The 23444-nt window shown below is 71.6% G+C and carries 25 protein-coding genes; 20 read left to right on the top strand and 5 right to left on the bottom strand.

All coding sequences use genetic code 11. The features are described from left to right. Window positions 1–21: 21 nt before the first annotated feature. On the bottom strand, window positions 22–1008 hold the full coding sequence (locus AB0J97_RS38580; protein WP_364098432.1) for a COX15/CtaA family protein: 987 nt from the start codon (window positions 1006–1008) through the stop codon (window positions 22–24). Window positions 1009–1123: 115 nt separating this feature from the next. Between AB0J97_RS38580 and AB0J97_RS38575 the strand changes: the two genes are divergently transcribed. Genes AB0J97_RS38575 through AB0J97_RS38565 form a run of 3 tightly spaced genes read left to right on the top strand, consistent with a single transcriptional unit; the run spans window position 1124 to window position 3723 of the window. Then, on the top strand, window positions 1124–2104 hold the full coding sequence (locus AB0J97_RS38575) for a proline racemase family protein (RefSeq protein ID WP_364098429.1): 981 nt from the start codon (window positions 1124–1126) through the stop codon (window positions 2102–2104). After that, on the top strand, window positions 2101–3042 hold the full coding sequence (locus tag AB0J97_RS38570; protein ID WP_357705758.1) for an ornithine cyclodeaminase family protein: 942 nt from the start codon (window positions 2101–2103) through the stop codon (window positions 3040–3042). Before AB0J97_RS38575 ends, AB0J97_RS38570 begins: the two co-directional genes overlap by 4 nt. 12 nt (window positions 3043–3054) lie before the next feature. Further along, window positions 3055–3723, top strand: coding sequence for a GntR family transcriptional regulator (locus tag AB0J97_RS38565; RefSeq protein WP_357705759.1), 669 nt, complete (start codon window positions 3055–3057; stop codon window positions 3721–3723). Window positions 3724–3947: 224 nt separating this feature from the next. Here AB0J97_RS38565 and AB0J97_RS38560 read toward each other — a convergent pair whose 3' ends face one another. The 3 genes from AB0J97_RS38560 to AB0J97_RS38550 all read right to left on the bottom strand — a co-directional run bounded on the left by AB0J97_RS38560 (window position 3948) and on the right by AB0J97_RS38550 (window position 6624). Continuing rightward, window positions 3948–4865, bottom strand: coding sequence for an EamA family transporter (locus tag AB0J97_RS38560; protein ID WP_364098425.1), 918 nt, complete (start codon window positions 4863–4865; stop codon window positions 3948–3950). Between the two features lie 83 nt (window positions 4866–4948). Further along, entirely contained in the window at window positions 4949–5719 is a 771-nt protein-coding gene (locus tag AB0J97_RS38555; RefSeq protein WP_357705761.1) for an ABC transporter permease, read from the bottom strand. Beyond that, window positions 5716–6624 (bottom strand): ABC transporter ATP-binding protein, encoded by a 909-nt coding sequence (locus AB0J97_RS38550; protein WP_357705762.1) that lies wholly within the window; start codon window positions 6622–6624, stop codon window positions 5716–5718. Before AB0J97_RS38550 ends, AB0J97_RS38555 begins: the two co-directional genes overlap by 4 nt. A gap of 169 nt (window positions 6625–6793) precedes the next feature. Between AB0J97_RS38550 and AB0J97_RS38545 the strand changes: the two genes are divergently transcribed. The 11 genes from AB0J97_RS38545 (at window position 6794) to AB0J97_RS38495 (ending at window position 17547) form a co-directional block, all read left to right on the top strand. Next, window positions 6794–7570, top strand: coding sequence for a VOC family protein (locus AB0J97_RS38545; RefSeq protein WP_364098420.1), 777 nt, complete (start codon window positions 6794–6796; stop codon window positions 7568–7570). 93 nt (window positions 7571–7663) lie between these two features. Then, on the top strand, window positions 7664–8899 hold the full coding sequence (locus AB0J97_RS38540) for a multidrug effflux MFS transporter (RefSeq protein WP_364098417.1): 1236 nt from the start codon (window positions 7664–7666) through the stop codon (window positions 8897–8899). Window positions 8900–8990: 91 nt separating this feature from the next. Beyond that, window positions 8991–9689 (top strand): metalloregulator ArsR/SmtB family transcription factor, encoded by a 699-nt coding sequence (locus AB0J97_RS38535; protein ID WP_352328768.1) that lies wholly within the window; start codon window positions 8991–8993, stop codon window positions 9687–9689. Next, on the top strand, window positions 9686–11098 hold the full coding sequence (gene sufB, locus AB0J97_RS38530; RefSeq protein WP_364098414.1) for a Fe-S cluster assembly protein SufB: 1413 nt from the start codon (window positions 9686–9688) through the stop codon (window positions 11096–11098). The genes AB0J97_RS38535 and sufB overlap by 4 nt, the downstream gene beginning before the upstream one ends. Next, window positions 11098–12219 carry a Fe-S cluster assembly protein SufD gene (sufD, locus tag AB0J97_RS38525; RefSeq protein WP_364098411.1) on the top strand — a complete coding sequence of 374 codons (1122 nt, stop codon included), beginning with the start codon at window positions 11098–11100 and terminating at the stop codon, window positions 12217–12219. The genes sufB and sufD overlap by 1 nt, the downstream gene beginning before the upstream one ends. After that, entirely contained in the window at window positions 12216–12533 is a 318-nt protein-coding gene (locus AB0J97_RS38520) for a non-heme iron oxygenase ferredoxin subunit (protein WP_357705767.1), read from the top strand. The genes sufD and AB0J97_RS38520 overlap by 4 nt, the downstream gene beginning before the upstream one ends. A 4-nt stretch (window positions 12534–12537) precedes the next feature. Beyond that, window positions 12538–13284 (top strand): Fe-S cluster assembly ATPase SufC, encoded by a 747-nt coding sequence (gene sufC, locus AB0J97_RS38515; protein ID WP_352325533.1) that lies wholly within the window; start codon window positions 12538–12540, stop codon window positions 13282–13284. Beyond that, entirely contained in the window at window positions 13281–14537 is a 1257-nt protein-coding gene (locus tag AB0J97_RS38510) for a cysteine desulfurase (protein WP_357705768.1), read from the top strand. The genes sufC and AB0J97_RS38510 overlap by 4 nt, the downstream gene beginning before the upstream one ends. Before the next feature lie 2 nt (window positions 14538–14539). After that, window positions 14540–14977, top strand: coding sequence for a Fe-S cluster assembly sulfur transfer protein SufU (sufU, locus tag AB0J97_RS38505; protein ID WP_357705769.1), 438 nt, complete (start codon window positions 14540–14542; stop codon window positions 14975–14977). Further along, entirely contained in the window at window positions 14974–15333 is a 360-nt protein-coding gene (locus AB0J97_RS38500) for a metal-sulfur cluster assembly factor (protein ID WP_357705770.1), read from the top strand. Before sufU ends, AB0J97_RS38500 begins: the two co-directional genes overlap by 4 nt. A gap of 306 nt (window positions 15334–15639) precedes the next feature. Then, window positions 15640–17547, top strand: coding sequence for a DEAD/DEAH box helicase (locus AB0J97_RS38495; RefSeq protein ID WP_364098405.1), 1908 nt, complete (start codon window positions 15640–15642; stop codon window positions 17545–17547). A 109-nt stretch (window positions 17548–17656) separates the two neighbouring features. Here the strand turns inward: AB0J97_RS38495 and AB0J97_RS38490 are convergent, their stop codons facing one another. Beyond that, on the bottom strand, window positions 17657–18679 hold the full coding sequence (locus tag AB0J97_RS38490) for an aminotransferase class V-fold PLP-dependent enzyme (protein WP_364098402.1): 1023 nt from the start codon (window positions 18677–18679) through the stop codon (window positions 17657–17659). Between the two features lie 149 nt (window positions 18680–18828). Between AB0J97_RS38490 and AB0J97_RS38485 the strand changes: the two genes are divergently transcribed. From AB0J97_RS38485 to AB0J97_RS38460, 6 genes are all read left to right on the top strand, one after another. After that, window positions 18829–19092 carry a phosphoribosyl-ATP diphosphatase gene (locus AB0J97_RS38485; protein ID WP_189652386.1) on the top strand — a complete coding sequence of 88 codons (264 nt, stop codon included), beginning with the start codon at window positions 18829–18831 and terminating at the stop codon, window positions 19090–19092. Window positions 19093–19152: 60 nt separating this feature from the next. After that, the gene (gene hisG, locus AB0J97_RS38480; RefSeq protein ID WP_357705816.1) at window positions 19153–19998 is read left to right on the top strand and encodes an ATP phosphoribosyltransferase; all 846 of its coding nucleotides are present in this window, start codon (window positions 19153–19155) and stop codon (window positions 19996–19998) included. 70 nt (window positions 19999–20068) lie between these two features. Then, entirely contained in the window at window positions 20069–20953 is an 885-nt protein-coding gene (locus AB0J97_RS38475; RefSeq protein WP_364098399.1) for an ABC transporter ATP-binding protein, read from the top strand. After that, window positions 20953–21687, top strand: a complete 735-nt coding sequence (locus AB0J97_RS38470; protein WP_357705774.1) for an ABC transporter permease — start codon at window positions 20953–20955, stop codon at window positions 21685–21687. Before AB0J97_RS38475 ends, AB0J97_RS38470 begins: the two co-directional genes overlap by 1 nt. After that, window positions 21684–22817: a sensor histidine kinase gene (locus AB0J97_RS38465; RefSeq protein WP_364098396.1), complete on the top strand. Its 1134-nt coding sequence runs from the start codon at window positions 21684–21686 to the stop codon at window positions 22815–22817. The genes AB0J97_RS38470 and AB0J97_RS38465 overlap by 4 nt, the downstream gene beginning before the upstream one ends. Next, entirely contained in the window at window positions 22814–23419 is a 606-nt protein-coding gene (locus AB0J97_RS38460) for a response regulator transcription factor (protein ID WP_357705776.1), read from the top strand. The genes AB0J97_RS38465 and AB0J97_RS38460 overlap by 4 nt, the downstream gene beginning before the upstream one ends. The last annotated feature ends 25 nt before the right edge of the window (window positions 23420–23444 follow it).

Genomic DNA, 23444 nt, shown 5'->3' with positions numbered 1-23444 from the left:
CCCATACCCTCGCACAAGGGGTCAGACCGTGGCGGGCGCTTCCGCAGGAGCGGCGGCGGCCGGGGCCTCCAGCGGGCCTCGGGTGCGCAGCGCGGTGACCACCCGCAGCGCGGCGATCCACACCAGCGAGGCGCCGAGCACGTGCAGCAGCACCAGCGCGGCCGGCACGGCCAGGAAGTACTGGGTGTAGCCGATCACGCCCTGGGCCAGCTCGACCGCGAACAGCCCGAGCGCGGCCCGCCTGGCCGGTCGCGGCGCGCCGGTCACGCGCAGCGCGAACAGCAGCGCGAAGGTCAGGCCGACGACGACGTAGACGATGTCGGCGTGCAGCCGGGCCACGGTCTCGATGTCGAAGCCGAACCGGGAGGCGATGACGTCGCCCGAGTGCGGGCCCGTGCCGCTGACCACCACGCCCGCCACCAGCAGCACGGCCGTGGCCGCGAGCAGCGCGTAGCCGAGCAGCCGGATGTCGCGGTGGGCGACCCCGGCGGCCGGGCCGTCGCCCTCGCCGGCGCGGGCGTAGAGCATCCAGCAGGCGGCGATCAGGGCCATGGAGATCAGGAAGTGCATGCCGACCGTGAACGGGCTGAGCGCGCTCCTGACCACCAGCCCGCCCCACAGGGCCTGGGCCAGCACGCCCGCCGGTTGCAGCAGCGCCAGGCGCACCAGCGCCCGCCGGCGGGAGGCCAGGCGCAGCGCCGCGAGCACGCACGCCGCGCCCACCGCGAGCACCAGGAACGTCAGCAGCCGGTTGCCGAACTCGATGAGCATCGTGAGCATCGACATCTCGGGATGGGCGATCGGCACGAAGCTGTCGGGAGTGCACCTCGGCCAGGTCGGGCAGCCGAGCCCGGAACCGGTCACCCGCACCCCCGCGCCGGTCACCGCGATGCCCGCGTTGGCCACCACGGAGGCCAGCGCCCAGCCGCGCATCGAGCGCGTGGTCGGCGCCCAGAACGAGCGCAGGGCGCGGACGAGGACGTTGGGGCGGCCGGTGGATTCCTTCACGTCAACGATGGTACGGGCCAGGTGGGACGGTCCCGTCAGGGGCTTCTCCACAGCCTGACAATGTGACATGTTACTCCTGGCGGCTTCCTCGACCCGGCCCGGAGGGGTTCACAAGGTGATCACTACTGTCGACTACCACACGGGCGGCGAGCCGTTCCGGATCGTCACCGCGGGCGTGCCCGAGATCCCCGGCGCGGACGTGCTCACCCGGCGGGAGAACGCCCCCGGCCACGCCGACCACGTCCGGCGGCTGCTGTGCCACGAGCCGCGCGGGCACGCCGACATGTACGGCTGCTTCCTGGTCCCGCCCGACGACGCCGGGGCGCATCTGGGCGTGCTGTTCTGGCACAAGGACGGCTTCTCCACCGCCTGCGGGCACGGCACGATCGCGCTCGGGGCGTACGCGGTGCACGAGGGGCTGGTCGAGGCCGATGCCGACGGGGAGACCGACGTGGTGGTGGACGTGCCGTCGGGGCGGGTCAGGGCCCGGGTGCGGTGCTCGGGCGGACGGGTGGAGGGGGTGACGTTCGTGAGCGTCCCGTCGTACGTGATCGCGCGGGACGTGGAGGCCGCCGGGAGCAAGGTTGACATTTCATACGGTGGGGCGATTTATGCGTCTGTTTCAGCAGGGTCGCTCGGGTTGTCCGTCGAGCCGCGCCATCTGACCGCCCTCGTCGAGCACGCCCGCCGCCTCAAGACCGCCCTGGCCGGCCACCCCGCCACCCGCCACCCGCGCGACGACCGGCTCTCCGGCGTCTACGGCGTGATCTTCCACGAGGACCTGCCGGGCGACGAGCCGCCGGACGCCGCCGGGAGCGTCCGCCAGCGCAACGTCACCGTCTTCGCCGACGGCGAGGTGGACCGGTCGCCGTGCGGCTCGGGCACCGCCGCCAGGATGGCGCTGCTGCACGAGGAGGGCCTGCGCGGCACGCTGGTCCACGAGAGCATCGTCGGGTCCGTCTTCCGGGCGCGCGTGGCCGGGGTGACGCCCGAGGGCATCGTGCCGGAGATCGAGGGCATGGCCTACCGCACCGGCAGGCACGTCTTCGAGCTCGATCCCGCCGACCCGATCGGAACGGGGTTCACGCTGCGATGAGCGACCTGCCCTACATCGACGGGGAGACCCTGGAGCGGCTGGTGCCGGTCGGGCGCGCGGTGGCCGTGCTCGAACAGGCCCTGCGCGCCGGGCTCGACCCCGAGCTGACGCCCCGGCGGCCCGTCGTGGACCTGCCGGCCGGGCAGCTCCTGCTCATGCCCGCGGCCGCCGGGCGCTACGCCGGGGTCAAGGCCGTCACCGTCACGCCCGCCAACCCCGGACGCGGGCTGCCCCGCGTCCAGGGCACGTACCTGCTGCTGGACGGCGACACCCTGGCCCCGCTGGCCGCCCTGGACGGCATCGCGCTCACGTCCCTGCGCACGCCCGCCGTCTCCGCGCTGGCCGTCGCGCACCTGGCCGAGCCGGACGCCCGCCGCCTGGTGGTGTTCGGCAGCGGGCCGCAGGCGTACGGCCACGTCCTGGCCCTGCGCGAGGTACGTCCCGTCGAGCACGTCACGGTCGTCGGCCGCGACCCCGTCCGCGCCGCCGCCCTGGCCGGCCGCTGCCGCGACCTGGGCCTGGCCGCGCAGGCCCATGGCGCGGACGCCCCGGCGGCGGCGGACGCGGTCCGGGCCGCCGACCTCGTCGCCTGCTGCACCACCGCCGCCGAGCCGCTGTTCCCCGGTAAGCTCGCCCGCGACGGCGTCACCGTGGTCGCGGTCGGGTCGCACGAGCCCGGCGTCCGGGAGCTCGACGGCGACCTCGTCGCCCGCGCCACCGTGGTCGTCGAGGCCAGGTCGGCCGCCCTGGAGGAGGCCGGCGACGTGATCATCCCGATCCGCCACGGTACGATCACCTCTGGTCATCTCGCCGGAAACCTCGCCGAGCTGATCGCCGGAAGGGTGGTGGCCGGTCCCGGCCCGCGGGTGTTCAAGAGCACCGGCATGGCGTGGGAGGACCTGGTGGTGGCCGCGGCCGCGTACGAGGCGTGGAAGTAGGAGGGAAGGCGGATGACTGCCGAGGACCGGCTCGACCTGCCCATGGTGGGGGAGCGGCAGAGCCTGCGCGAGCAGGTCGCGCACGCGCTGCGGGCCGCGCTGATCACCGGTGAGATGCGGCCAGGGGTGGTCTACTCCGCGCCCGTGCTCGCCGCGCAGTTCGGCGTCTCGGCCACGCCGGTCCGCGAGGCGATGCTCGACCTGGCGAAGGAGGGCCTGGTCGAGGCCGTGCGCAACAAGGGCTTCCGGGTGACCGAGCTGTCCGACCGCGACCTCGACGAGCTGACCCAGATCCGCGAGCTGATCGAGGTGCCCACCGTCTCGCGGCTGGCCGACAGCGCCCGTGCCGAGGAGTTCGAACGGCTGCGCCCGGTCGCCCAGGAGATCGTCTCGGCCGCCGACCGGGGCGACCTGCTCGCCTACATCGACGCCGACCTGCGCTTCCACCTGGAGCTGCTGGCCCTGTCCGGCAACGTCCACCTGGTGGGCGTGGTGCGCGACCTGCGCAACCGGGCCCGGCTCTACGGCCTGTCCCAGCTCGCCGAGCGCGGCTCGCTGACCGACTCCGCCCGGGAGCACCTGGCCCTGCTCGACGCGCTCAAGAGCGGCGACGGCGCGGCGGTCGGCCACCTCATGGGCGAGCACATCGGCCACGTCCGGGGCATCTGGGCCGAGCACTGACCCGGCCGCGATTCTTTGCCGTCCGAATTTAGAAGGTTTGTCCGTTTTGGGGTAATGTGTTTGTGAAAGCTTTCACGAACTGATCTACGTGAAGCTGCACAAGCCCGGTCACGCGGAAGCCCGCTCCGCTGGCCTTCCCCGGGCTCGGCGACCCGCCCACCTGAAGCCGAGCCCTCCGCCGCGCGCCCGAGAGAACCCCATCCCCGCGGGCGCGCGGCGGCACCCTATCGCCCGTTCATCCGGGTGGAGCCCAGGCTCGCGGCCACGACGCACACGATCGCCGCCCACTGCTGCACGTGCAGGACCTCGCCCAGCACCAGCACACCCGCCATCGCCGCCACCGCCGGTTCGAGGCTCATGAGAATGCCGAACACGTGCTTGGGCATGCGCCGCAGCGCGTGGAGCTCCAGCGAGTACGGGATCACCGACGACAGCAGCCCCACGCCCAGCCCGATCAGCAGCAGGGACGGCTGCAACAGGTCGGCGCCGCCGGTCGTGACGCCCACCGGCGCGATCACCAGCGCAGAGACGATCATCGCGAACGACAGCCCGGTGGTGCCGGGGAACCGCCCTCCGGCCGCGGCCGACAGCAGGATGTAGCCCGCCCAGCACGCGCCCGCCACCAGGGCGAACCCGATGCCGATCCACCAGCTCGCCGACGCCTGCTGCCCCCAGGGCGCCAGCAGTGCCACGCCGAGGCCCGCCAGGCCGATCCAGGCCAGGTCGAGCCTGCGCCGGGAGGCGGCCACGGCCACGCCCAGCGGGCCGAGGAACTCGATCGCCACCGCGACGCCCATCGGCAGCCGCGACAGGGCCTCGTAGTAGGACAGGTTCATCAGGGCGAGCGTCAGGCCGAAGCCGACCCCGACCGCCCAGTCGCGCCACCCCAGCCCCTTGAGCTTCGGCCTGGCCACCGCCGCCATGATCAGACCGCCGGCGGCGATGCGCAGGAACACCACGGCGCTCGGCGGCAGGACGGAGAACAGCTCCTTGGCGAACGCGGCGCCGAGCTGCACCGAGACGATGGACAGCAGGACGAGCGACGAGGGCGGGATCGAGTCCGCGGCCTGGCGCAGCAGGCGCCCGGGCCGGGGCAGCGCCTGCCGGCGATCGAAGGGATCGTCGAGGGCGAAGTCGGTCACGGAACACCTCGGAGGAAGCTGGGACAGTCGTCAGAGAGTACTGACCTCGTACGACATCCCCGCACAGGGGGGTGGCGCGCCCCTCACTCCCAGCGGAACAGGCGCGAGACCAGGGCCAGGGTCAGCACGGCCCAGCCGGCCAGGACGAGCACGGGCCCCAGCGGCAGCGCCGCCCCCTGGGCGAGCACCGCGCGCAGGCCGCCGGTCAGCGCCGAGATCGGCAGCAGCTCCAGGACCGGCCGCGCGCCCTCGGGGAACTTAGACAGCGGGAACACCACCCCGCCCGCCCCCAGCAGCACCAGGTAGACCAGGTTGGCCGCGGCCAGCGTCGCCTCGGCCCGCAGCGTGCCCGCCATGAGCAGCCCGAGGCCGCTGAAGGCCGCCGTGCCCAGCACGACCAGCACCGCGGCGGCCAGGAAAGACCCGTGGGGCCGCCAGCCCAGCGCCAGCCCGACGGCCACGATCACCGCGGCCTGGATGACCTCCACGGCCACCACCGCGCCCGTCTTGGCGAGCATGAGGCCGGCCCTGGACAGCGGGGTCGCGCCCAGCCGCTTCAGCACGCCGTAGCGGCGCTCGAAGCCGGTGCCGATGGCCTGCCCGGTGAAGGCGGTGGACATGACGGCCAGCGCCAGCACGCCGGGGACCAGGAAGTCGACCCGCCGGCCGCCGCCGACGTCGACCAGCGGCGCCAGCGAGAAACCGACCAGCAGCAGCACCGGGATGATCAGCGTGAGCAGGAGCTGCTCGCCGTTGCGGAGCATCGTGCGGACCTCGGAGCCGGCCTGCGCGAGCACCATGCGCGGGAAGGGCGCGGCGCCCGGAGCGGGCGAGAGGTCGAGCGCGGGCGTCATCGCAGCTCCCTGCCGGTCAGTTCGAGGAAGACGTCTTCGAGGGTGCGGCGCTCGATGCGCAGGTCGTCGGCCGTGACGCCCTCGGCCGCGCACCAGGCCGTGACCGTGGCCAGCAGCTCGGGCCCGACCTGGCCCTCGATGATGTAGTGGCCGGCGGGCGACTCCTTGGCCGCGCTGCCCGCCGGGAGCGCGTTGAGCAGCTCCTCCAGCGTGAGCCCCGGCCTGGCCCTGAACCTGAGCTGCCGCTCGGCCCCGGTCAGCGAGGCCGGGCTGCCCTCGGCCACCACCCGCCCCCTGTCGATGATCACGACGTGGTCGGCCAGCCGCTCGGCCTCCTCCATGTGGTGGGTGGTCAGCACCACCGACACCCCGGCGGTGCGCAGCTCGCCGACCAGCTCCCAGCAGGCGTGCCGGGCCTGCGGGTCGAGACCGGCGGTCGGCTCGTCGAGGAAGACCAGCTCCGGCCTGCCGATCACGGCCGCGGCCAGTGAGAGCCGCTGCTGCTGCCCGCCCGAAAGCCGCCGGTAGGCGGTGCGCGCGTGCTCGGCCAGCCCGAGCCGGGTCAGCAGCGCGCCGGGGTCGTGGGGACGGGCGTAGAAGCGCGAGACCAGGTGCAGCCACTCGGCGCAGCGCATCGCCGGCGGCACCCCGCCGGCCTGGAGCATCACCCCGACGCGCGGGCGCAGCTCGGGCAGCGTGGGCGACAGGCCGAGCACCCGCACCGTGCCGGAGTCGGCCTTGCGGAACCCCTCGCAGATCTCGACCGTGGACGTCTTGCCCGCGCCGTTGGGCCCGAGGACGGCGGTGACCGCGCCGCGGCCGGCCCGCAGGGTGAGGCCGTCGAGGGCGGTCCTGCCGCCGTAGCGTTTGACCAGGTCGACGATCTCGACGGCTGGGGAATCCATGGCACGAGTTTAGGGACTGCGCCGGGCGGTCCGGCCCCCAGGTACGCGCCCGGCGAACGGGCGGCGGGCCCCCTGCCCGGAAATGGACGGCTCTTGACCGGACCGTTCCCCGCGAAGGCGTGAGAACGGGGGGAAGCGCGGCGATGAGCTCCACGTCTGAGGAGGTTGCATGTCGCGACGCAGTGAGTACGACCCAGGAGTCCCGTGCTGGGTGGACCTGGCCAGCACCGACGTCCCCGGCTCGGTCCGGTTCTACGGGGACCTGTTCGGCTGGCGGGCCGACATGGTGGACGACCCGGCGGCCGGCGGCTACGGGATGTTCGTCCACGAGGGCAGCAAGGTCGCCGGGATCGGCCCCGCCCGCGACGGCGGCCCCGCCTCGATGTGGAACACCTACGTCGCCACCGACGACGCCGCCGCCCTGGCCGGCCGGGTCAGGGACGCCGGCGGGACCGTCGTGGCCGAGCCCATGGCGATCTTCGACGAGGGCACCATGACCGTCCTGCTGGCCCCGGACGGCTCCTACGCCGGAGCCTGGCAGGCGGCCGCCCATGCGGGGGCCGAGCTGGTCAACGAGCCCGGCGCGTTCTGCTGGAACGAGCTGTACACGCGCGACGTGCCGGCCGCCGAGCGCTTCTACGCGGCGGTCTTCGGCTGGACGTCGCGCACGTCGGACCTGGGCGGCATGGCCTACACCGAATGGACGGCGGGGGAGACGGGCGTGGCGGGCATGATGCCGATGCCCGAGGAGGCCCCGGCGGACCTGCCGTCCTTCTGGCTGACCTACTTCGCGGTCGCCGACCTCGACGTGGCCCTGCACACCGCCGCCGGCGCGGGCGCGGACGTGCTCACCTGCGTGACCGAGGCGCCGCCCGGCCGGTTCGCGCAGCTGATCGACCCGCAGGGCGCGGCCTTCGGGGTCATCCAACTGAACGAAACAGCATGAAATATCTGATAACCGGGAATTAGGAGGACCGAATCCCGGTTTGATCCCTCGGCCCTCGTGGGTCATCGGCCTGCGAGGGAGAGGGGTTCGGGCATGTCCGTGGCAGAAGCCGCGTCCGCCGCCATGGGAAGCAAGGGCGAGGCCAAGGGCGGGAGGCGGGGGCTGCTGCTGGTCATCCTGGGCGCGCTGTCGGCGATCGGCCCGCTGTCCATCGACATGTACCTGCCCGCCCTGCCCGCCATCACCGAGGAGATGCTCAGCGCTCCGGCGCAGGTCCAGCTCACCCTCACCGCGTGCCTCATCGGCGTCTCCGTCGGCCAGGTCGTCGCCGGGCCGGTCAGCGACGTGCGCGGGCGCCGCGTCCCGCTGATCGTGGGCGTGGCCGGGTTCATGGTGGCCTCGCTGCTGTGCGCGTTCGCGCCCTCGGTGCCCGTGCTGATCGTGCTGCGGCTGCTCCAGGGCGTCCTGGGCGGTGCCGCGCTGGTCATCGTGCGCGCGGTCGTCCGCGACCTGTACGACGGCGCCGCCATCGCCCGCATCTTCGCCACGCTCATGCTGGTCAGCGGCCTGGCCCCGATCCTGGCCCCCATCGCGGGGGCCCAGCTGCTCGCCTTCACCTCCTGGCGCGGCGTGTTCGTGGCGCTCAGCCTCGCCGGGCTCGTGCTGCTGCTGGCCGTGCTGCCGGGCGTGCGCGAGACGCTGCCCGCAGGTCAGCGCGAGAGCGGCGGGCTCGCGCACACCGTGCGCACCTTCTGGCAGCTTCTGCGCGACCGCTCGTTCATGGGCTGCGCGCTCACCGCCGGGCTGGCCTTCGCGGCGATGTTCGGCTACATCTCCGGCTCGCCGTTCGTGCTCCAGCAGGTGTACGGCGCCACCCCGCAGCAGTACTCGCTCATCTTCGGCCTCAACGCGCTCGGCCTGACCGTGATGGCCCAGGTCGGCGGCCGCCTGTCGGGCCGCGTGGAGCCCGCCCGCCTGGTCGTCGCCGGGCTGGTCACCGCCCTGGTGGGCGCGGGGCTGCTGCTGACCGCCGCGCTCAGCGGGCTCGGCCTGGCCGGCATTGTGGCGGGCCTGTTCGTGATCATGCTGGGCCAGGGGCTCGTCCTGCCCGGCACCGGCGCGCTGGCCCTGGCCGGGCAGCCCGCCCAGATCGCGGGCAGCGCCTCGGCGCTGCTCGGCGTGATGCAGTTCGCGCTGGGCGCCGTGGCGGCCCCGCTGGTCGGCCTGGCGGGCGAGGGCACGGCCCTGCCGATGGCCTGCGTGATGCTCGGGCTGATCACGTGCTCGGCGCTCGCGTTCGCCCTTCTGGGACGCCGAAAGGTTAGGTAAGCCTAACCTGCGTGAGGAATTCCATTGGTGGCCTGCTCCGATTCGTTTGTGAACCGGGAAGGAATTACGGCACACTGATGTTGTGAAAAACATGCCCACGATCGAGCCCGGTAGCGAGCGCAGCACACGCGCGCGTGTCGCCAGGCTGATCCTCGAGCATGGTCCCGTGACGGCCGCCTCGCTCGGCGAGCGGCTGGGGCTGACGCCCGCCGCGGTGCGTAGGCACCTCGACGCGTTGCTGGCCGAGGGAATGATAGAGCCTCGCACGGTCAGGCCGCGCGGTCAGCGCGGGCGCGGACGGCCCGCCAAGCTGTTCGCCATCACCGACGCGGGGCGCAGTGCTTTCGAGCACGCCTATGACGACCTCGCCGGGAGCGCACTCCGCTTCCTGGCCGAGCGCATGGGGCGAGAAGCCGTGACCGACTTCGCCCGCTCGCAGGTGTCGAGCCTGCTGACGCGGCTGGAGCCGGTCATGCGGACGGTGCCGGCGGACCAGCGCGTACAGGTGCTGGCGCAGGCGCTGTCGGCAGAGGGGTACGCCGCCTCGGCCAGCAAGGCCAAGTCGGGCGGCGACCAGCTCTGCCAGCACCACTGCCCGGTGGCTCACGCGGCCGCGGAGTTCCCGCAGCTCTGCGAGGCCGAGACGGAGGCGTTCGCGCAACTGCTCGGCACCCCGGTGCAGCGCCTGGCCACGATCGCGCACGGCGACGGGGTCTGCACGACCCACGTGAGCCCGAAGTCGCTGGCTGAATCCGCACACAGAGACAAGAGCAAGGAGACCGGAAGGTGACTGTCACCGACCGCCCGGAGCTGGAAGGCCTCGGGAATTACAAGTTCGGCTGGGCCGACCCGGATGCCGCGGGCGCGGCGGCCAAGCGTGGCCTGTCCGAGGAGGTCGTCCGCAACATCTCCGCGCTCAAGAACGAGCCGGAGTGGATGCTCGACCTTCGCCTGAAGGGCCTCCGCCTGTTCGACAAGAAGCCGCTGCCCACCTGGGGCTCCGACCTCACCGGCATCGACTTCGACAACATCAAGTACTTCGTGCGCTCGACCGAGAAGCAGGCCGCTTCCTGGGACGAGCTGCCCGCCGACATCAAGAACACCTACGACAAGCTCGGCATCCCCGAGGCGGAGAAGCAGCGCCTCATCGCCGGCGTCGCGGCCCAGTACGAGTCGGAGGTCGTCTACCACAAGATCCGTGAGGACCTTGAGGAGAAGGGCGTCATCTTCGTCGACACCGACACGGGCCTGAAGGAGCACGAGGAGCTCTTCAAGGAGTACTTCGGCTCGGTGATCCCGGTCGGCGACAACAAGTTCGCCGCGCTCAACACCTCCGTGTGGTCCGGTGGCTCGTTCATCTACGTGCCGCCGAACGTCGAGGTCGAGATCCCGCTGCAGGCCTACTTCCGGATCAACACCGAGAACATGGGCCAGTTCGAGCGGACCCTGATCGTCGTGGACGAGAACTCCTACGTCCACTACGTCGAGGGCTGCACCGCGCCGATCTACTCCTCCGACTCGCTGCACAGCGCGGTCGTCGAGATCATCGTGAAGAAGAACGCCCGCTGCCGTTACACGACCATCCAGAACTGGTCGAACAACGTCTACAACCTGGTCACCAAGCGCGCCGTCGCCTACGAGGGCGCGACCATGGAGTGGATCGACGGCAACATCGGCTCCAAGGTCACGATGAAGTACCCGGCCGTCTACCTGATGGGCGAGCACGCCAAGGGCGAGACGCTGAGCGTCGCCTTCGCCGGCGAGGGCCAGCACCAGGACGCCGGCTCCAAGATGGTGCACCTGGCGCCCAACACCAGCTCCAGCGTCATCTCCAAGTCGGTGGCGCGCGGCGGCGGCCGCACCTCCTACCGCGGTCTCGTGCAGATCGAGGAGGGCGCCCACGGCAGCGCCAGCACCGTCAAGTGCGACGCGCTCCTGGTCGACCAGATCAGCCGCTCCGACACCTACCCGTACGTCGACGTGCGCGAGGACGACGTCTCGATGGGCCACGAGGCCACGGTCTCCAAGGTCAGCGAGGACCAGCTCTTCTACCTCATGAGCCGCGGGCTCGGCGAGGACGAGGCGATGGCGATGATCGTGCGCGGCTTCGTCGAGCCGATCGCCCGTGAGCTGCCCATGGAATACGCGCTCGAGCTCAACCGGCTGATCGAGCTGCAGATGGAAGGAGCCGTCGGCTGATGGGCCTGAACGAGAAGCCCCTGTCGACCCTGCACGAGAAGGCGTCCTTCGACCTGGGCGACTTCGAGGTCCCGAACGGGCGCGAGGAGTCGTGGCGCTTCACGCCGCTCTCCCGCCTGAAGGGCCTGCACAACGGCAAGGCCGACCCCGTGGGCCACGTGCGCCTCGACGTCGAGGCCGCGCCCGAGGTCGTCGTGGAGACGGTCGGGCGCGACGACGCCCGCGTCGGCAAGGCGTTCACGCCCACCGACCGGGTCAGCGCGCAGGCGTGGAACAGCTTCGAGAAGGCGACCGTGATCACGGTGCCGCGCGAGGCCGTCACGTCGCGGCCGACCGTGCTCACCCTGACCGGTGAGGGCGACGGCGCCGCCTACGGCCACATCGTGGTCAAGGTGGAGCCGATGGCCGAGGCCGTGGTCGTGCTCGACCACAAGGGCAGCGCCGTCTACGCCGACAACATCGAGTTCGTCGTCGGCGACGGCGCCGACCTCAAGGTCGTCAGCCTCCAGGACTGGGACGACGACGCCGTCCACGTCTCCCACCACCACGCCCAGCTCGCCAAGGACGCCACCTTCCGCAGCTTCGTGGTGACCCTCGGCGGCGACCTGGTCCGGCTCTCGCCCAGCGTGGCCTACACCGCGCCGGGCGGCGATGCCGACATGTCGGGCGTCTACTTCGTCGACGCCGGCCAGCACCTGGAGCACCGCCTCCTGGTCGACCACTCCCAGCCCAACTGCAAGAGCAACGTCGACTACCGCGGCGCGCTGCAGGGGCAGGACGCGCACGCCGTCTGGATCGGCGACGTGATCATCAGGGTCGAGGCCGAGGGCACCGACACCTACGAGCTCAACCGCAACCTCATCCTCACCGACGGCGCCCGCGCCGACTCGGTCCCCAACCTGGAGATCCTCACCGGCGAGGTCGCCGGAGCCGGGCACGCCTCGGCCTCGGGCCGCCTCGACGACGAGCACATCTTCTACCTCCAGGCCCGCGGCATCCCCTACGACGAGGCCCGCCGCCTGGTCATCAGGGGCTTCCTCGGCCAGCTCATCGAGAAGATCCAGATCGAGGAGATCCGCGACCGGGTGCTGGCCGCGGTGGAGGCGGAGCTCGCGCGATGAGTTTCGAGAAGGTCTGCCAGATCGCCGACATCCCCGACGGCGGCGTCATCGGCGTCGAGGTCGGGGAGACCCCGGTGGCGCTGGTGCGCAAGGGCGACGACGTCTTCGCCCTGCACGACGTCTGCTCGCACGCCGAGGTGAAGCTCAGCGAGGGCGAGGTCTACGACGGCACGCTGGAGTGCTGGCTGCACGGCTCGTGCTTCGACGTGCGCTCCGGCAAGCCGACCGGCCCGCCCGCCACCAAGCCCGTGAACGTCTACACAGTCAAGATCGACGGCGATGACGTCCTCGTCTCGCTCTCGAAGGAGTCATAACAACATGTCCACCCTAGAGATCCGTGACCTCAAGGTCGCCGTCGAGGACAAGGAAATCCTGCGCGGCGTCAACCTGACGGTGAAGTCCGGCGAGACGCACGCCATCATGGGCCCCAACGGCTCGGGCAAGTCCACGCTCGCCTACGCGATCGCCGGTCACCCCAAGTACACGATCACCGGCGGCCAGGTGCTGCTCGACGGCGTCGACCTGCTGGAGCTGTCGGTCGACGAGCGCGCCCGCGCCGGCCTGTTCCTCGCCATGCAGTACCCGGTCGAGGTCCCCGGCGTGTCGGTGTCGAACTTCCTGCGCTCGGCCGTCACCTCGGTCCGCGGTGAGGCGCCCAAGCTGCGCGAGTTCGCCAAGGACCTCAAGGCCGGCATGGACGCGCTGTCCATCGACGCCGCCTTCGCCCAGCGCAACCTCAACGAGGGCTTCTCCGGCGGCGAGAAGAAGCGCCACGAGATCCTCCAGCTCGAACTGCTCAAGCCGAAGATCGCCGTGCTCGACGAGACCGACTCCGGCCTCGACGTCGACGCGCTGCGCGTGGTCTCCGAGGGCATCAACCGCTTCCGCTCCACGGGCGAGACCGGCGTGCTGCTGATCACCCACTACACCCGCATCCTGCGGTACGTGAAGCCCGACTTCGTGCACGTCTTCGCCGGCGGCCGGATCGTCGAGGAGGGTGGGCCGGAGCTGGCCGACAAGCTTGAGGCCGAGGGCTACGAGCAGTACACGAAGGCGTCTGCATGACTTCCACCAGCTTGGACGTGGAGAAGATCAGGAAGGACTTCCCGGTCTTCTCCCGCGAGCTGCCCGACGGGCGACCGCTCGTCTACCTCGACTCGGGCAACTCCTCACAGAAGCCCAACCAGGTCATCGACACCATGCGCGACCACCTGGCGCTGCACTACAGCAACGTCGGGCGGGCCATGCACGTCCTCGGCGCGGAGTCGACCGAGGCGTACGAGGGCGCGCGCGACAAGGTGGCGGCGTTCGTCGGGGCGGGCTCGCGCGATGAGGTGATCTTCACCAAGAACGCCTCCGAGGCCCTCAACCTCGTGGCCTACTCCTTCGGCAACCCCGCCAACACCGACCCCCGCTTCGCCCTCGGCCCCGGCGACGAGATCGTCATCTCCGAGATGGAGCACCACTCCAACATCGTGCCGTGGCAGATGCTCGCGCAGCGCACCGGCGCGACGCTGAAGTGGTTCGGCGTCACCGACGACGGGCGGCTCGACTTCGACCCGGCCGTCGTCACCGAGCGGACGAAGATCGTCTCGATCGCCCACCAGTCGAACGTGCTCGGCACGGTCAACCCGGTCGCCGCGGTGGCCGCGCGGGCGCACGAGGTCGGCGCGCTGATCATGCTCGACGCCTCCCAGTCCGTGCCGCACCACCCGGTGGACATGGCCGCGCTGGGCGCCGACTTCGTGGCCTTCACCGGTCACAAGATGGTCGGCCCCTCGGGCATCGGCGTGTTGTGGGGCCGTACCGAGCTGCTGGAGGCCATGCCCCCGTTCCTGGGCGGCGGCGAGATGATCGAGGCGGTCTGGATGGACCGCTCGACGTACGCGCCGATCCCGCACAAGTTCGAGGCGGGCACGCCGCCCATCGTCGAGGCCATCGGCCTGGGCGCGGCGGTCGACTACCTCACCGGGGTCGGCATGGACGCCATCGAGGCGCACGAGCGCTCGCTGACGGCCTACGCCCTCGACGCCCTGCGCGAGGTGCCGTCGCTGCGCCTGATCGGGCCCGACTCGCTCGACCAGCGCGGCAGCACGCTGTCGTTCACGCTGGAAGGCATACACCCCCACGATGTGGGGCAGATCCTGGACGACCAGTTCGGGGTGGCCGTACGCGTCGGGCACCATTGCGCGCGCCCGCTGCACCTGCGGTTCGGAATACCGGCGACCACCCGGGCGTCGTTCTACCTGTACAACACCACGGGCGAGATCGACGCCCTGGTGCGCGGCCTCCATCACGTTCAGAAGGTGTTCGCATAGCCATGATCGGCGAGTCGATGTACCAGGAGCTGATCCTGGAACACTACAAGCACCCGCAGGGGCGGGGGCTGCGCGAGCCGTACGACGCGGAGGTTCACCACGTGAACCCGACGTGCGGCGACGAGATCACGCTGCGGGTCAGGGTGGGCGACGCCGGTAAGATCGAAGACGTCTCCTACGACGGCCAGGGCTGTTCGATCAGCCAGGCGGCCGCCTCCGTGCTGCACGAGCTGACCACCGGCTCGACGGTCGAGGAGTCGCTGTCGGTGGTCGACGAGTTCACCCGGCTCATGCAGGGCCGGGGGCAGGTCGAGGCCGACGAGGAGGTGCTCGGGGACGCGGTGGCGTTCGCGGGCGTGGCCAAGTTCCCGGCGCGCGTCAAGTGCGCGCTGCTGTCGTGGATGGCCTACAAGGACGCTGTTGTGAGGAGTGCCCGATGAGCAAGCCTGTGGAGACTCCGACCGGTTTCGACGGTGACACCACCGTCGAGGAGGTCATGGAGGCGCTCAAGGACGTCGTCGACCCCGAGCTCGGCATCAACGTCGTGGACCTGGGGCTGATCTACGGGCTCAACCTCGACCCGTCCGAGGGTGGTCAGCCGGTGGCCACCATCGACATGACGCTGACCAGCGCGGCCTGCCCGCTGACCGACGTCATCGAGGACCAGGCCCACTCGGCCCTTGAGGGCATGGTCTCCGACGTCAAGATCAACTGGGTCTGGCTGCCGCCGTGGGGCCCTGACAAAATCACTGACGAGGGGCGTGAGCAGCTCCGTATGCTAGGCTTCAACGTCTGATCTTTAGCTGAAATGGCTGGCGTTCGGCGTCAGCCGTTTCAGTGTGCCAAGGAGGGGTTTCGGAAGGTCCGTAACCAGCCAGGGAATATCCGCTAACATCCCCGGCGTTGGCACCAGGTATACACCAGACGCCTCATCTCGCGTCATCGCGCCGCCTGCGGCCGGTGCCCCGGTGTATCTCCCCTGTGAAGTCCCGCCTCGATGGCGGGCGTACTGCAACGTGTACGGCATCAGGCCGTATGTCCCGGCTCGTCCTTTCGCAGAAGTGACGCGCCACTTCGACTGAAAGGCACGAATTTCGTGACCATGCTTGACTCTGTCATGCCCGCGTTCGACGAGACCGCCCCCGAGACGGGCCCGTCGGAGTTCGAACTGCTCGGCCTTCCCAAGCCGCTCATCAGCGGTCTGGCCAAGCAGGGCATCGACAGCCCTTTCCCCATCCAGAGTGCGACGATCCCCGACGTGCTGGCCGGCCATGACGTCCTCGGCCGCGGCCAGACCGGCTCGGGCAAGACCCTGGCCTTCGGTTTGCCGACCATGGCGCGTATCGCGGGGGTGCGGCCCGCTCCCGGCCACCCGCGCGCGATGATCCTTGTGCCCACCCGTGAGCTGGCGCTTCAGGTGCACGACGCGCTCGAACCGCTCGGACGCGGCCTCGGGCTGCGGATGAAGGTCGTCGTCGGCGGCATGTCCATGGGCAAGCAGATCGAGGCGCTGCGCCGCGGCGTCGACATCGTGATCGCCACCCCGGGCCGCCTGGGCGACCTGATCCGGCAGGGCGAGTGCTCGCTCGCGCAGGTCGAGGTCTCCGTCCTGGACGAGGCCGACCACATGTGCGACCTCGGCTTCTTCCCGGTCGTCACCGAGCTGCTGGCCCAGACCGCGCCCGAGGGGCAGCGACTGCTGTTCTCGGCCACCCTCGACGGCGACGTCGACAAGCTGGTGCGCCGCTTCCTCAAGGACCCGATCACCCACTCCGTGGCCCCGGCGACCTCTCCGGTCGACACCATGGAGCACCACGTGATGCAGGTCACGCGTGACGACAAGTTCGACGTCACGGCCGAGATCGCCAACCGCGAGGGCCGGACGATCATCTTCGTCCGCACCCAGCACGGCGTCGACCGGCTGTGCAAGCAGCTGGCCCGGGTCGGCATCAAGTCCGGCGGCCTGCACGGCGGCAAGCGCCAGAACCAGCGCACCCGCATCCTGGCCGAGTTCCGCGAGGGCTCGATCAACGTGTTGGTCTGCACCGACGTCGCGGCCCGCGGCATCCACGTCGACAACATCAGCCTGGTGCTGCACGTCGACCCGCCGCAGGACCACAAGAGCTACCTGCACCGCGGCGGCCGTACCGCCCGCGCGGGCGAGAAGGGCACCGTCGTCACGCTGGTGCTGCCCAACGAGCGCCGCTCGACCGACGCGCTGACCAGGCGCGCCGGGATCCACCCGTTCCGGCTCAAGGCCACCCCGGGGCACCCCCGGCTGGCCGAGGTGACCGGGGCCAGGACGCCGAGCGGCGAGGCCATCCCCGTGTGGGAGCCCGACGTGCGCAAGCCGCTGCGCCCGCGCCGTGAGGGCGGTCACGGCGGCGCCGAGCGCCGGGGCGGGCGTCGTCCGCGCCGCGAGTTCGACGGCGAGCGTCGTCCGCGCCGGCACGAGGACGGTTCCTTCGCCGGTGGCGACGACCGCCGTCCGCGCCGCCACGAGGAGTCCGGTGGCGAGGACCGTCGTCCGCGCCGGCACGCCGAGGGCGAGCGGCCGTTCGGCGGCGGGCAGCGCTCCTCCGAGCCGCGCACGTTCGGCGACGACCGCAGGCGCGGCGGCTTCCGCTCCGACGACCGTCCCGCGCGTCAGGACGACCGCGGCGGGTTCCGTCCCGCCGACGACCGTCCCGCCCGTCAGGACGACCGTGGCGGTTTCCGCTCCGACGACCGGCCGTTCCGTCAGGACGACCGCGGCTACCGGTCCGAGGGCCCGCGTGGCGGCGGCTACCGTGACGGCCAGCGCGGCGGCGGTTTCCGGTCCGACGACCGTGGCCGCTTCGGCGCCGACCGCGGCCGTCCGGTCTCGGGCGACCGTGACCGGCCCGCCCGCTCCGACGAGCGCGCCCCCCGCGACGGCTTCCGCTCCGGCGGCGGCTACCGTCCCGAGGAGCGCGGCAACGGCGGGTTCCGCCGCAACAACGGCGGCGGCGGCCGCCGCTTCGAGCGCTGATCCCGCCTGAACGACCGACTGCCCGTCGCGCCTCCCTCCGGGGAAGGCGCGGCGGGCTTCGTCGTTCCCGGAGACGTCACGAGGTCGGCGACGTCACGAGGTCGGGACGTCACGAGGTCAGGGCGTCAAGGGCGCGGTCCACGTCGTCGGGGGTGTTGTAGACGTGGAAGCCCGCGCGGACGCGGCCGGCCCGTACGGCGGCGCGGATGCCGGCCGCCGCCAGCCGCTCGCCCGGAGCCTCCACCGACACGATCGCCGAGTCGGACGCCTCCAGCCCGAGCCCGGCCCGGAAGCGGTTGGCCAGCGCGACGTCGTGCTCGTGGACGCGCTGGACGCCGATCTCGTTGAGCAGCTCGATCGCGGGCGCCGCGCCCACGTAGCAGAACCAGGCCGGCGACAGGTCGAAGGCGCGGGCGTCGGAGGCCAGCCGCAGCGGCGGCCCGTAGAAGGAGCCGCCCGGGTCCTCGCCGGCGTACCAGTTGGCCGCCAGCGGGCGCATCCGGGAGCGCACCCGGGGAGACAGGTAGCCGAACGCGGCCCCGCGCGGTGCCATGAGCCACTTGTACGCCGCGCACGCCAGCACGTCGATCCCGTCGGCCACCGACACCGGCAGCCACCCGCACGCCTGGGAGCCGTCGGCGATGACCAGCGCGTCATGGGCGCGGGCGGCGGCGACGACGTCGTGCAGCGGCGTGACGTAGCCGGTGGCCGACTGCACGAGGCTGAAGGCGACGGCGTCGGTCCGGTTCGTGACGGCGTCGGCCAGGCGGTCGGCCGGCACGGTCTCGACCTCGGCCGCCACCGCCCACGGGAACAGGTTGCTGGTGAACTCGATCTCCGGCACCAGCACCCGCGCCCCCGGCGGCAGCGCGGTGGCCACCGTGGACATGATCTGCGACACCGTCGAGCCGATCGTCACGTCGGCGGGGTCGGCGTCGACCAGGTGCGCGAAGGCCGTGCGGGCCCGGCCGACAAAGGCGTCCCAGGGCGTCCAGTCGCTGCTGCCGTGCCGCCACTGGGTCAGCACGGCCTGCAGCTCCTCGAAGGCCGGACGCGGCGGAAGGCCGTACGAAGGGGTGTTGAGCCAGCCCGGATCGGCGTCCCAGAGCTTGCCCACGGTCGCGATGTCCATGACCACCAGCCTAGAACGGCCCTCCCCGGCCAAGCCGCCCCCGTACGGCGGGCAGGAAGTCGCCGTCTCGCGTGGCGGACTCCGGGCGGTGTCATCGTCGTGCGCAGACTAGGCTTGTCAGGCACGCCAACCGACCGACGAGAGAGACCATGAAGACCTTCGAAGAGCTGTTCGCCGAGCTGTCAGACAAGGCGCGTACCAGGCCCGCGGGCTCGGGCACCGTGGCCGCGCTCGACGCCGGCGTGCATGCCATCGGCAAGAAGGTCGTCGAGGAGGCCGCCGAGAGCTGGATGGCCGCCGAGCACGAGTCGAACGACAGGGCGGCGGAGGAGATCTCCCAGCTCCTCTACCACGTGCAGGTGCTCATGATCGCCAAGGGCATCGGGCTCGACGAGGTGTACAAGCATCTCTAGGGCGCTTCCGCGCCCGCCCCGGCGTCCCGTCGATCCATGAGTGAGGAAGAAGACCCGAACATGCTGCGTCTGGCAGTACCGAACAAGGGCGCGCTCAGCGATGCCGCCCAGAACATGCTCAAGGAGGCCGGCTACCGGCCCCGCAGGGACAGCAAGGAACTCGTCGTCCTCGACGAGGACAACGGCTGCGAGCTGTTCTTCCTGCGTCCCCGCGACATCGCCGTCTACGTCGGGGAGGGCACCCTCGACCTCGGCATCACCGGCCGCGACATGCTGATCGACTCCGGCGCGCCGGTCGAGGAGATCATGCCGCTCGGCTTCGGCGGCTCCACCTTCCGCCTGGCCGCCAAGGCGGGCACGATGTCGTCGGTCAAAGACCTCGACGGGCAGCGCATCGCCACCTCCTACGCGGGGCTGCTCGACAAGTACCTGTCCGACCAGGGCGTCGACGCCCGCGTGATCAAGCTCGACGGCGCCGTCGAGACCGCGATCCGGCTCGGTGTCGCCGACGCGGTCGCCGACGTCGTGGAGACCGGCACCACGCTGCGCAACGTCGGCCTGGAGGTGTTCGGCGACCCGATCATGCGTTCCGAGGGCGTGCTGATCAAGCGGCAGAGCGCGCCGGAGACGCCGGGCATGGGCCAGCTCGTACGCCGCCTCCAGGGCGTCGTGCACGCCCGCGACTTCGTCATGATGGACTACGACATCCGCGCCGAGCGCATCGAGGAGGCCATCGCCCTCACGCCCGGCATGGAGGGGCCCACGGTCTCGCCGCTCCACCGCGAGGGCTGGGTCGCCGTCCGGGCCATGGTCCGGCGCAAGGGCCACCAGCAGGTGATGGACCAGCTCTGGGACATCGGCGCGCGGGCCATCCTGGTCACCGACATCTACGCCTGCCGCCTCTGACAAATGTCACGGTCAACCCCGGAAGGATCGCACTAACGGGGAAAAGGCCGCGCCCGTAGCGTTTGCTGACATGAACGCCATCGTGTTCGACCAGGTCAGCAAGCGCTACGGGGACGTGCTTGCCGTCGACGACCTCTCGCTCGCCATCGAGCCGGGCAAGACCGTGGCCCTGCTCGGCCCCAACGGCGCGGGCAAGTCCACGTCGATCAACATGCTGCTCGGCCTGCTGCGGCCCAGCAGCGGCACGGTCACCATCCACGGCCGCTCGCCCGAGCACGCGGTGCGGGCCGGTGAGCTGGGCGCGATGCTCCAGAACGGCGCCCTCATCCCCGAACTGTCGGTCAAGGAACTCATCGACCTGGTCCGCAGGCTCTACCCCGACCCGCTGCCGCTGGAGGAGATCCTCAAGCTGGCCGACCTGTCGGAGCTGGTCAAGCGGCGCGCGAACAAGCTGTCCGGCGGCCAGACGCAGCGCGTGCGGTTCGCTCTGGCCATCGCGGGCGCGCCGAAGATCCTGCTGCTGGACGAGCCGACCGCGGCCATGGACGTGGAGTCCAGGCTGCGCTTCTGGGCCAGCATGCACGACTACGCCGCCGGCGGCAGGACCGTGCTGTTCGCCACCCACTACCTGGAGGAGGCCGACGAGCACTCCGACCGGGTGATCGTCATCGCCCGCGGCCGGCTGGCCGCCGACGGCACCGCCGCCGAGATCAAGGCGGGCGTGGGCGGGCAGGTCGTCCGCTTCACCCTGGGCGACCAGCCCGCGGCCGGGCTCGACCGGCTGCCCGGCGTCACCGCCGTCGAGGTCGCCGCCGGCACCGCCACGCTGCACACCTCCGACCCCGACGCGACCGTGGCCGCCCTGTACCGGGGCACCGAGCTCGACATCCGGGGCATCCAGCTCGCCGGCGCCGACCTCGAAGACGCCTTCCTCGCGCTCACCAGGGAGTCCTGATGCTGTTCTACGCCAAGACCGAGGCCATGCGCATGCTGCGCAACCGGCGCTACATCATCTTCGTCGTGGTCTTCCCGGTCGTGCTGTACCTGATCAACGCCAACATCTACGGCAAGCAGACCGACGGCGCCGGCGTGCGCTACAGCGTCGTGCTGATGGTCTCCATGGCCGCGTACGGGGCGCTGGCCTCGTCGATGATGAGCTCGGCGGTGCCGTGGGCGACCGAACGCCAGTCCGGCTGGCTGCGCCAGCTCCAGATCACCCCGCTGCCGAACTGGATGATCATCGCCACCAAGCTCGGCACCGCCATGCTGCTCGTGCTGCCCTCGCTGCTGCTGGTGGCCGTCGTCGGCGTCGTCCAGCAGGGCGTGTCGATGCCGGTCGGCCAGTGGGTGCCGCTGATGCTGGCCATGTGGCTGGGGACGATCCCGTTCATCGCGCTGGGCCTGGCGATCGGGTCGCTGCTGACGGCCGACGCGGCGCAGCCGGCCTCGATGATCTGCATGTTCGTGCTGGCGATCGCGGGCGGCCTGTGGTTCCCGCCCGAGGTGTTCGGCGAGACCATGCGGACCGTCGCCAACGTCATGCCCTCCTACCACTACGCCAGCCTCGGCTGGAGCATCGTCGCCGGGCACGGCGTGGAGCTGACGGACGTGCTGGTCGTCGCCGGATGGGCGGTCGTCCTGGGCGGGGCTGCCGCCTACCTCTACCGCCGGGCTACTGTTCGGGCATGAGTTTCGCCGACAAGCTGCACTTCGGGGACGGGCGGCCCTCGCCCAGACGAAGGCTGCTCGGCATGTCCGTCGGCATGGTCTACCTCGTCTTCCCGATCGCCGAGATCGTCGCGGGCGGCGTCACGGGCGCCCGCGCGGTGTGGGGGGCCGTGGCGCTGCTCGCCTTCGTCGGCTGCTTCGTCGGCACGGTGGTCAGCGCCAAGAGCTTCCACGAGCGCTCGCGGGCCACCTTCCCCCTGCTCGCGGTGACCTCGTCGATCGCGCTGGTCAGCGCGTTCGCCTTCGGCGGCGCCTGGCTCACCCTGCCGGTCTACACGGTCGTGCTCTACGGGTTCACCCTGCCGCCCGCCTGGGCGCTGGCCGGGGTGGGCGTGAACCTGGCGGTGGTCGTGGCGGCCGGGCTGGTGACCGGCGACGAGTTCGCCGGCGTCATCGTCCTGGGGCTTCAGGTCGTCACGCTGGGGGTGCTGTTCATCAGCATCCGCAACAGCAGGGTGCTGACGATGAGGCTGCACGAGGCGCAGGGCGAGGTGGCCAGGCTGGCGGCCACCGAGGAGCGCCTGCGCATCGCCCGCGACCTGCATGACCTGCTCGGCCACAGCCTGTCGCTGATCGTGCTCAAGAGCGAGCTGGCCGGGCGGCTGGCCGAGGAGTCGCCGCAGGTGCGGCAGGAGATCGCCGACATCGAGTCCGTCGCCAGGCAGGCGCTGGTGGAGGTGCGCGAGGCGGTCACCGGCTACCGGCAGCGCAGCCTGTCGGAGGAGCTCGACGGCGCGCGGTCGGTGCTGCGGGCGGCGGGCGTGCGGGCCGAGGTGCGGGTGTCCGGAACGCCGCTGCCCGACCTGCTCGACGGGCTGTTCGGCTGGGGGGTGCGCGAGGGCGTCACCAACGTCGTGCGGCACGCGCGGGCCGCCCGTTGCGAGATCCAGGTGACGTACGACGGATCAAGCGCCACCCTGGAGATCATGGACGACGGACGCGGCGGCGAGCCGCAGGGCACCGGCAGCGGGCTCAGCGGCCTGCGCGAACGGGTGACGGGCGCGGGCGGCACCATGGAGGCCGGCAGCGCGCCCAAGGGCGGGTTCCGGTTGCGGGTGCTCGTCCCGGCCCAGGTGGGGACGGCCGCGTGATCCGGGTGATGCTGGCCGAGGACCAGGGGATGATCCGCGGCGCGCTGGCCTCGCTCCTCGGCCTGGAGCCCGACATCGAGGTCGTCGGCGAGGCCGCCGACGGGAACGAGGCCGTCGCCGTCGCGCTCGCCGTGAGCCCCGACATCGCGCTGCTGGACATCGAGATGCCCGGCAAGGACGGGCTCACCGCCGCCGCCGAGATCGCCGGCCGGGTGCCGGGCTGCCGGGTGATGATCCTGACGACGTTCGGGCGGCCCGGCTACCTGCGGACCGCGATGGAGGCCGGGGCGGTGGCGTTCCTGGTCAAGGACAGTCCGGCCAAGGACCTCGCGGCGGCCATCCGCCGGGTGCAGGCGGGGGAGCGGGTCATCGACCCGGGGCTGGCCGCGGCGGCGCTGAGCGCGGGGCCGAACCCGCTGTCGGCGCGCGAACGCGACGTGCTGGCCGCCGCCGCCGACGGCTCCACGATCGGGGACATCGCCCTGCGCCTGCACCTGTCGGAGGGCACCGTGCGCAACTACCTGTCCTCGGCCATCCAGAAGACGCACGCGCGCAACCGCATCGAGGCCGTGCGCCGGGCCAGGGCGCAGGGCTGGGTCTGAGGCCGGGCCTCAGGCCGGGTCCGGC

Origin of the sequence: Nonomuraea sp. NPDC049607, from assembly GCF_040675375.1 — a bacterium.
In the GTDB taxonomy this organism is placed as follows: domain Bacteria; phylum Actinomycetota; class Actinomycetes; order Streptosporangiales; family Streptosporangiaceae; genus Nonomuraea.
The sequence above is the reverse complement of the archived record's forward strand: the minus strand, read 5'-3'. Positions and strand labels throughout refer to the sequence as shown.

Coding starts and splice junctions, on each gene's coding strand:
- sufU (WP_357705769.1), top strand. CDS start 14,540: ATGATCGGCGAGTCGATGTACCAGGAGCTGATCCTGGAACACTACAAG.
- AB0J97_RS38485 (WP_189652386.1), top strand. CDS start 18,829: ATGAAGACCTTCGAAGAGCTGTTCGCCGAGCTGTCAGACAAGGCGCGT.
- AB0J97_RS38500 (WP_357705770.1), top strand. CDS start 14,974: ATGAGCAAGCCTGTGGAGACTCCGACCGGTTTCGACGGTGACACCACC.
- AB0J97_RS38475 (WP_364098399.1), top strand. CDS start 20,069: ATGAACGCCATCGTGTTCGACCAGGTCAGCAAGCGCTACGGGGACGTG.
- hisG (WP_357705816.1), top strand. CDS start 19,153: ATGCTGCGTCTGGCAGTACCGAACAAGGGCGCGCTCAGCGATGCCGCC.
- AB0J97_RS38565 (WP_357705759.1), top strand. CDS start 3,055: ATGACTGCCGAGGACCGGCTCGACCTGCCCATGGTGGGGGAGCGGCAG.
- AB0J97_RS38465 (WP_364098396.1), top strand. CDS start 21,684: ATGAGTTTCGCCGACAAGCTGCACTTCGGGGACGGGCGGCCCTCGCCC.
- AB0J97_RS38550 (WP_357705762.1), bottom strand. CDS start 6,624: ATGGATTCCCCAGCCGTCGAGATCGTCGACCTGGTCAAACGCTACGGC.
- AB0J97_RS38545 (WP_364098420.1), top strand. CDS start 6,794: ATGTCGCGACGCAGTGAGTACGACCCAGGAGTCCCGTGCTGGGTGGAC.
- AB0J97_RS38570 (WP_357705758.1), top strand. CDS start 2,101: ATGAGCGACCTGCCCTACATCGACGGGGAGACCCTGGAGCGGCTGGTG.
- AB0J97_RS38490 (WP_364098402.1), bottom strand. CDS start 18,679: ATGGACATCGCGACCGTGGGCAAGCTCTGGGACGCCGATCCGGGCTGG.
- AB0J97_RS38540 (WP_364098417.1), top strand. CDS start 7,664: ATGTCCGTGGCAGAAGCCGCGTCCGCCGCCATGGGAAGCAAGGGCGAG.
- sufC (WP_352325533.1), top strand. CDS start 12,538: ATGTCCACCCTAGAGATCCGTGACCTCAAGGTCGCCGTCGAGGACAAG.
- AB0J97_RS38555 (WP_357705761.1), bottom strand. CDS start 5,719: ATGACGCCCGCGCTCGACCTCTCGCCCGCTCCGGGCGCCGCGCCCTTC.
- AB0J97_RS38510 (WP_357705768.1), top strand. CDS start 13,281: ATGACTTCCACCAGCTTGGACGTGGAGAAGATCAGGAAGGACTTCCCG.
- AB0J97_RS38470 (WP_357705774.1), top strand. CDS start 20,953: ATGCTGTTCTACGCCAAGACCGAGGCCATGCGCATGCTGCGCAACCGG.
- AB0J97_RS38520 (WP_357705767.1), top strand. CDS start 12,216: ATGAGTTTCGAGAAGGTCTGCCAGATCGCCGACATCCCCGACGGCGGC.
- AB0J97_RS38495 (WP_364098405.1), top strand. CDS start 15,640: ATGCTTGACTCTGTCATGCCCGCGTTCGACGAGACCGCCCCCGAGACG.
- sufD (WP_364098411.1), top strand. CDS start 11,098: ATGGGCCTGAACGAGAAGCCCCTGTCGACCCTGCACGAGAAGGCGTCC.
- AB0J97_RS38535 (WP_352328768.1), top strand. CDS start 8,991: ATGCCCACGATCGAGCCCGGTAGCGAGCGCAGCACACGCGCGCGTGTC.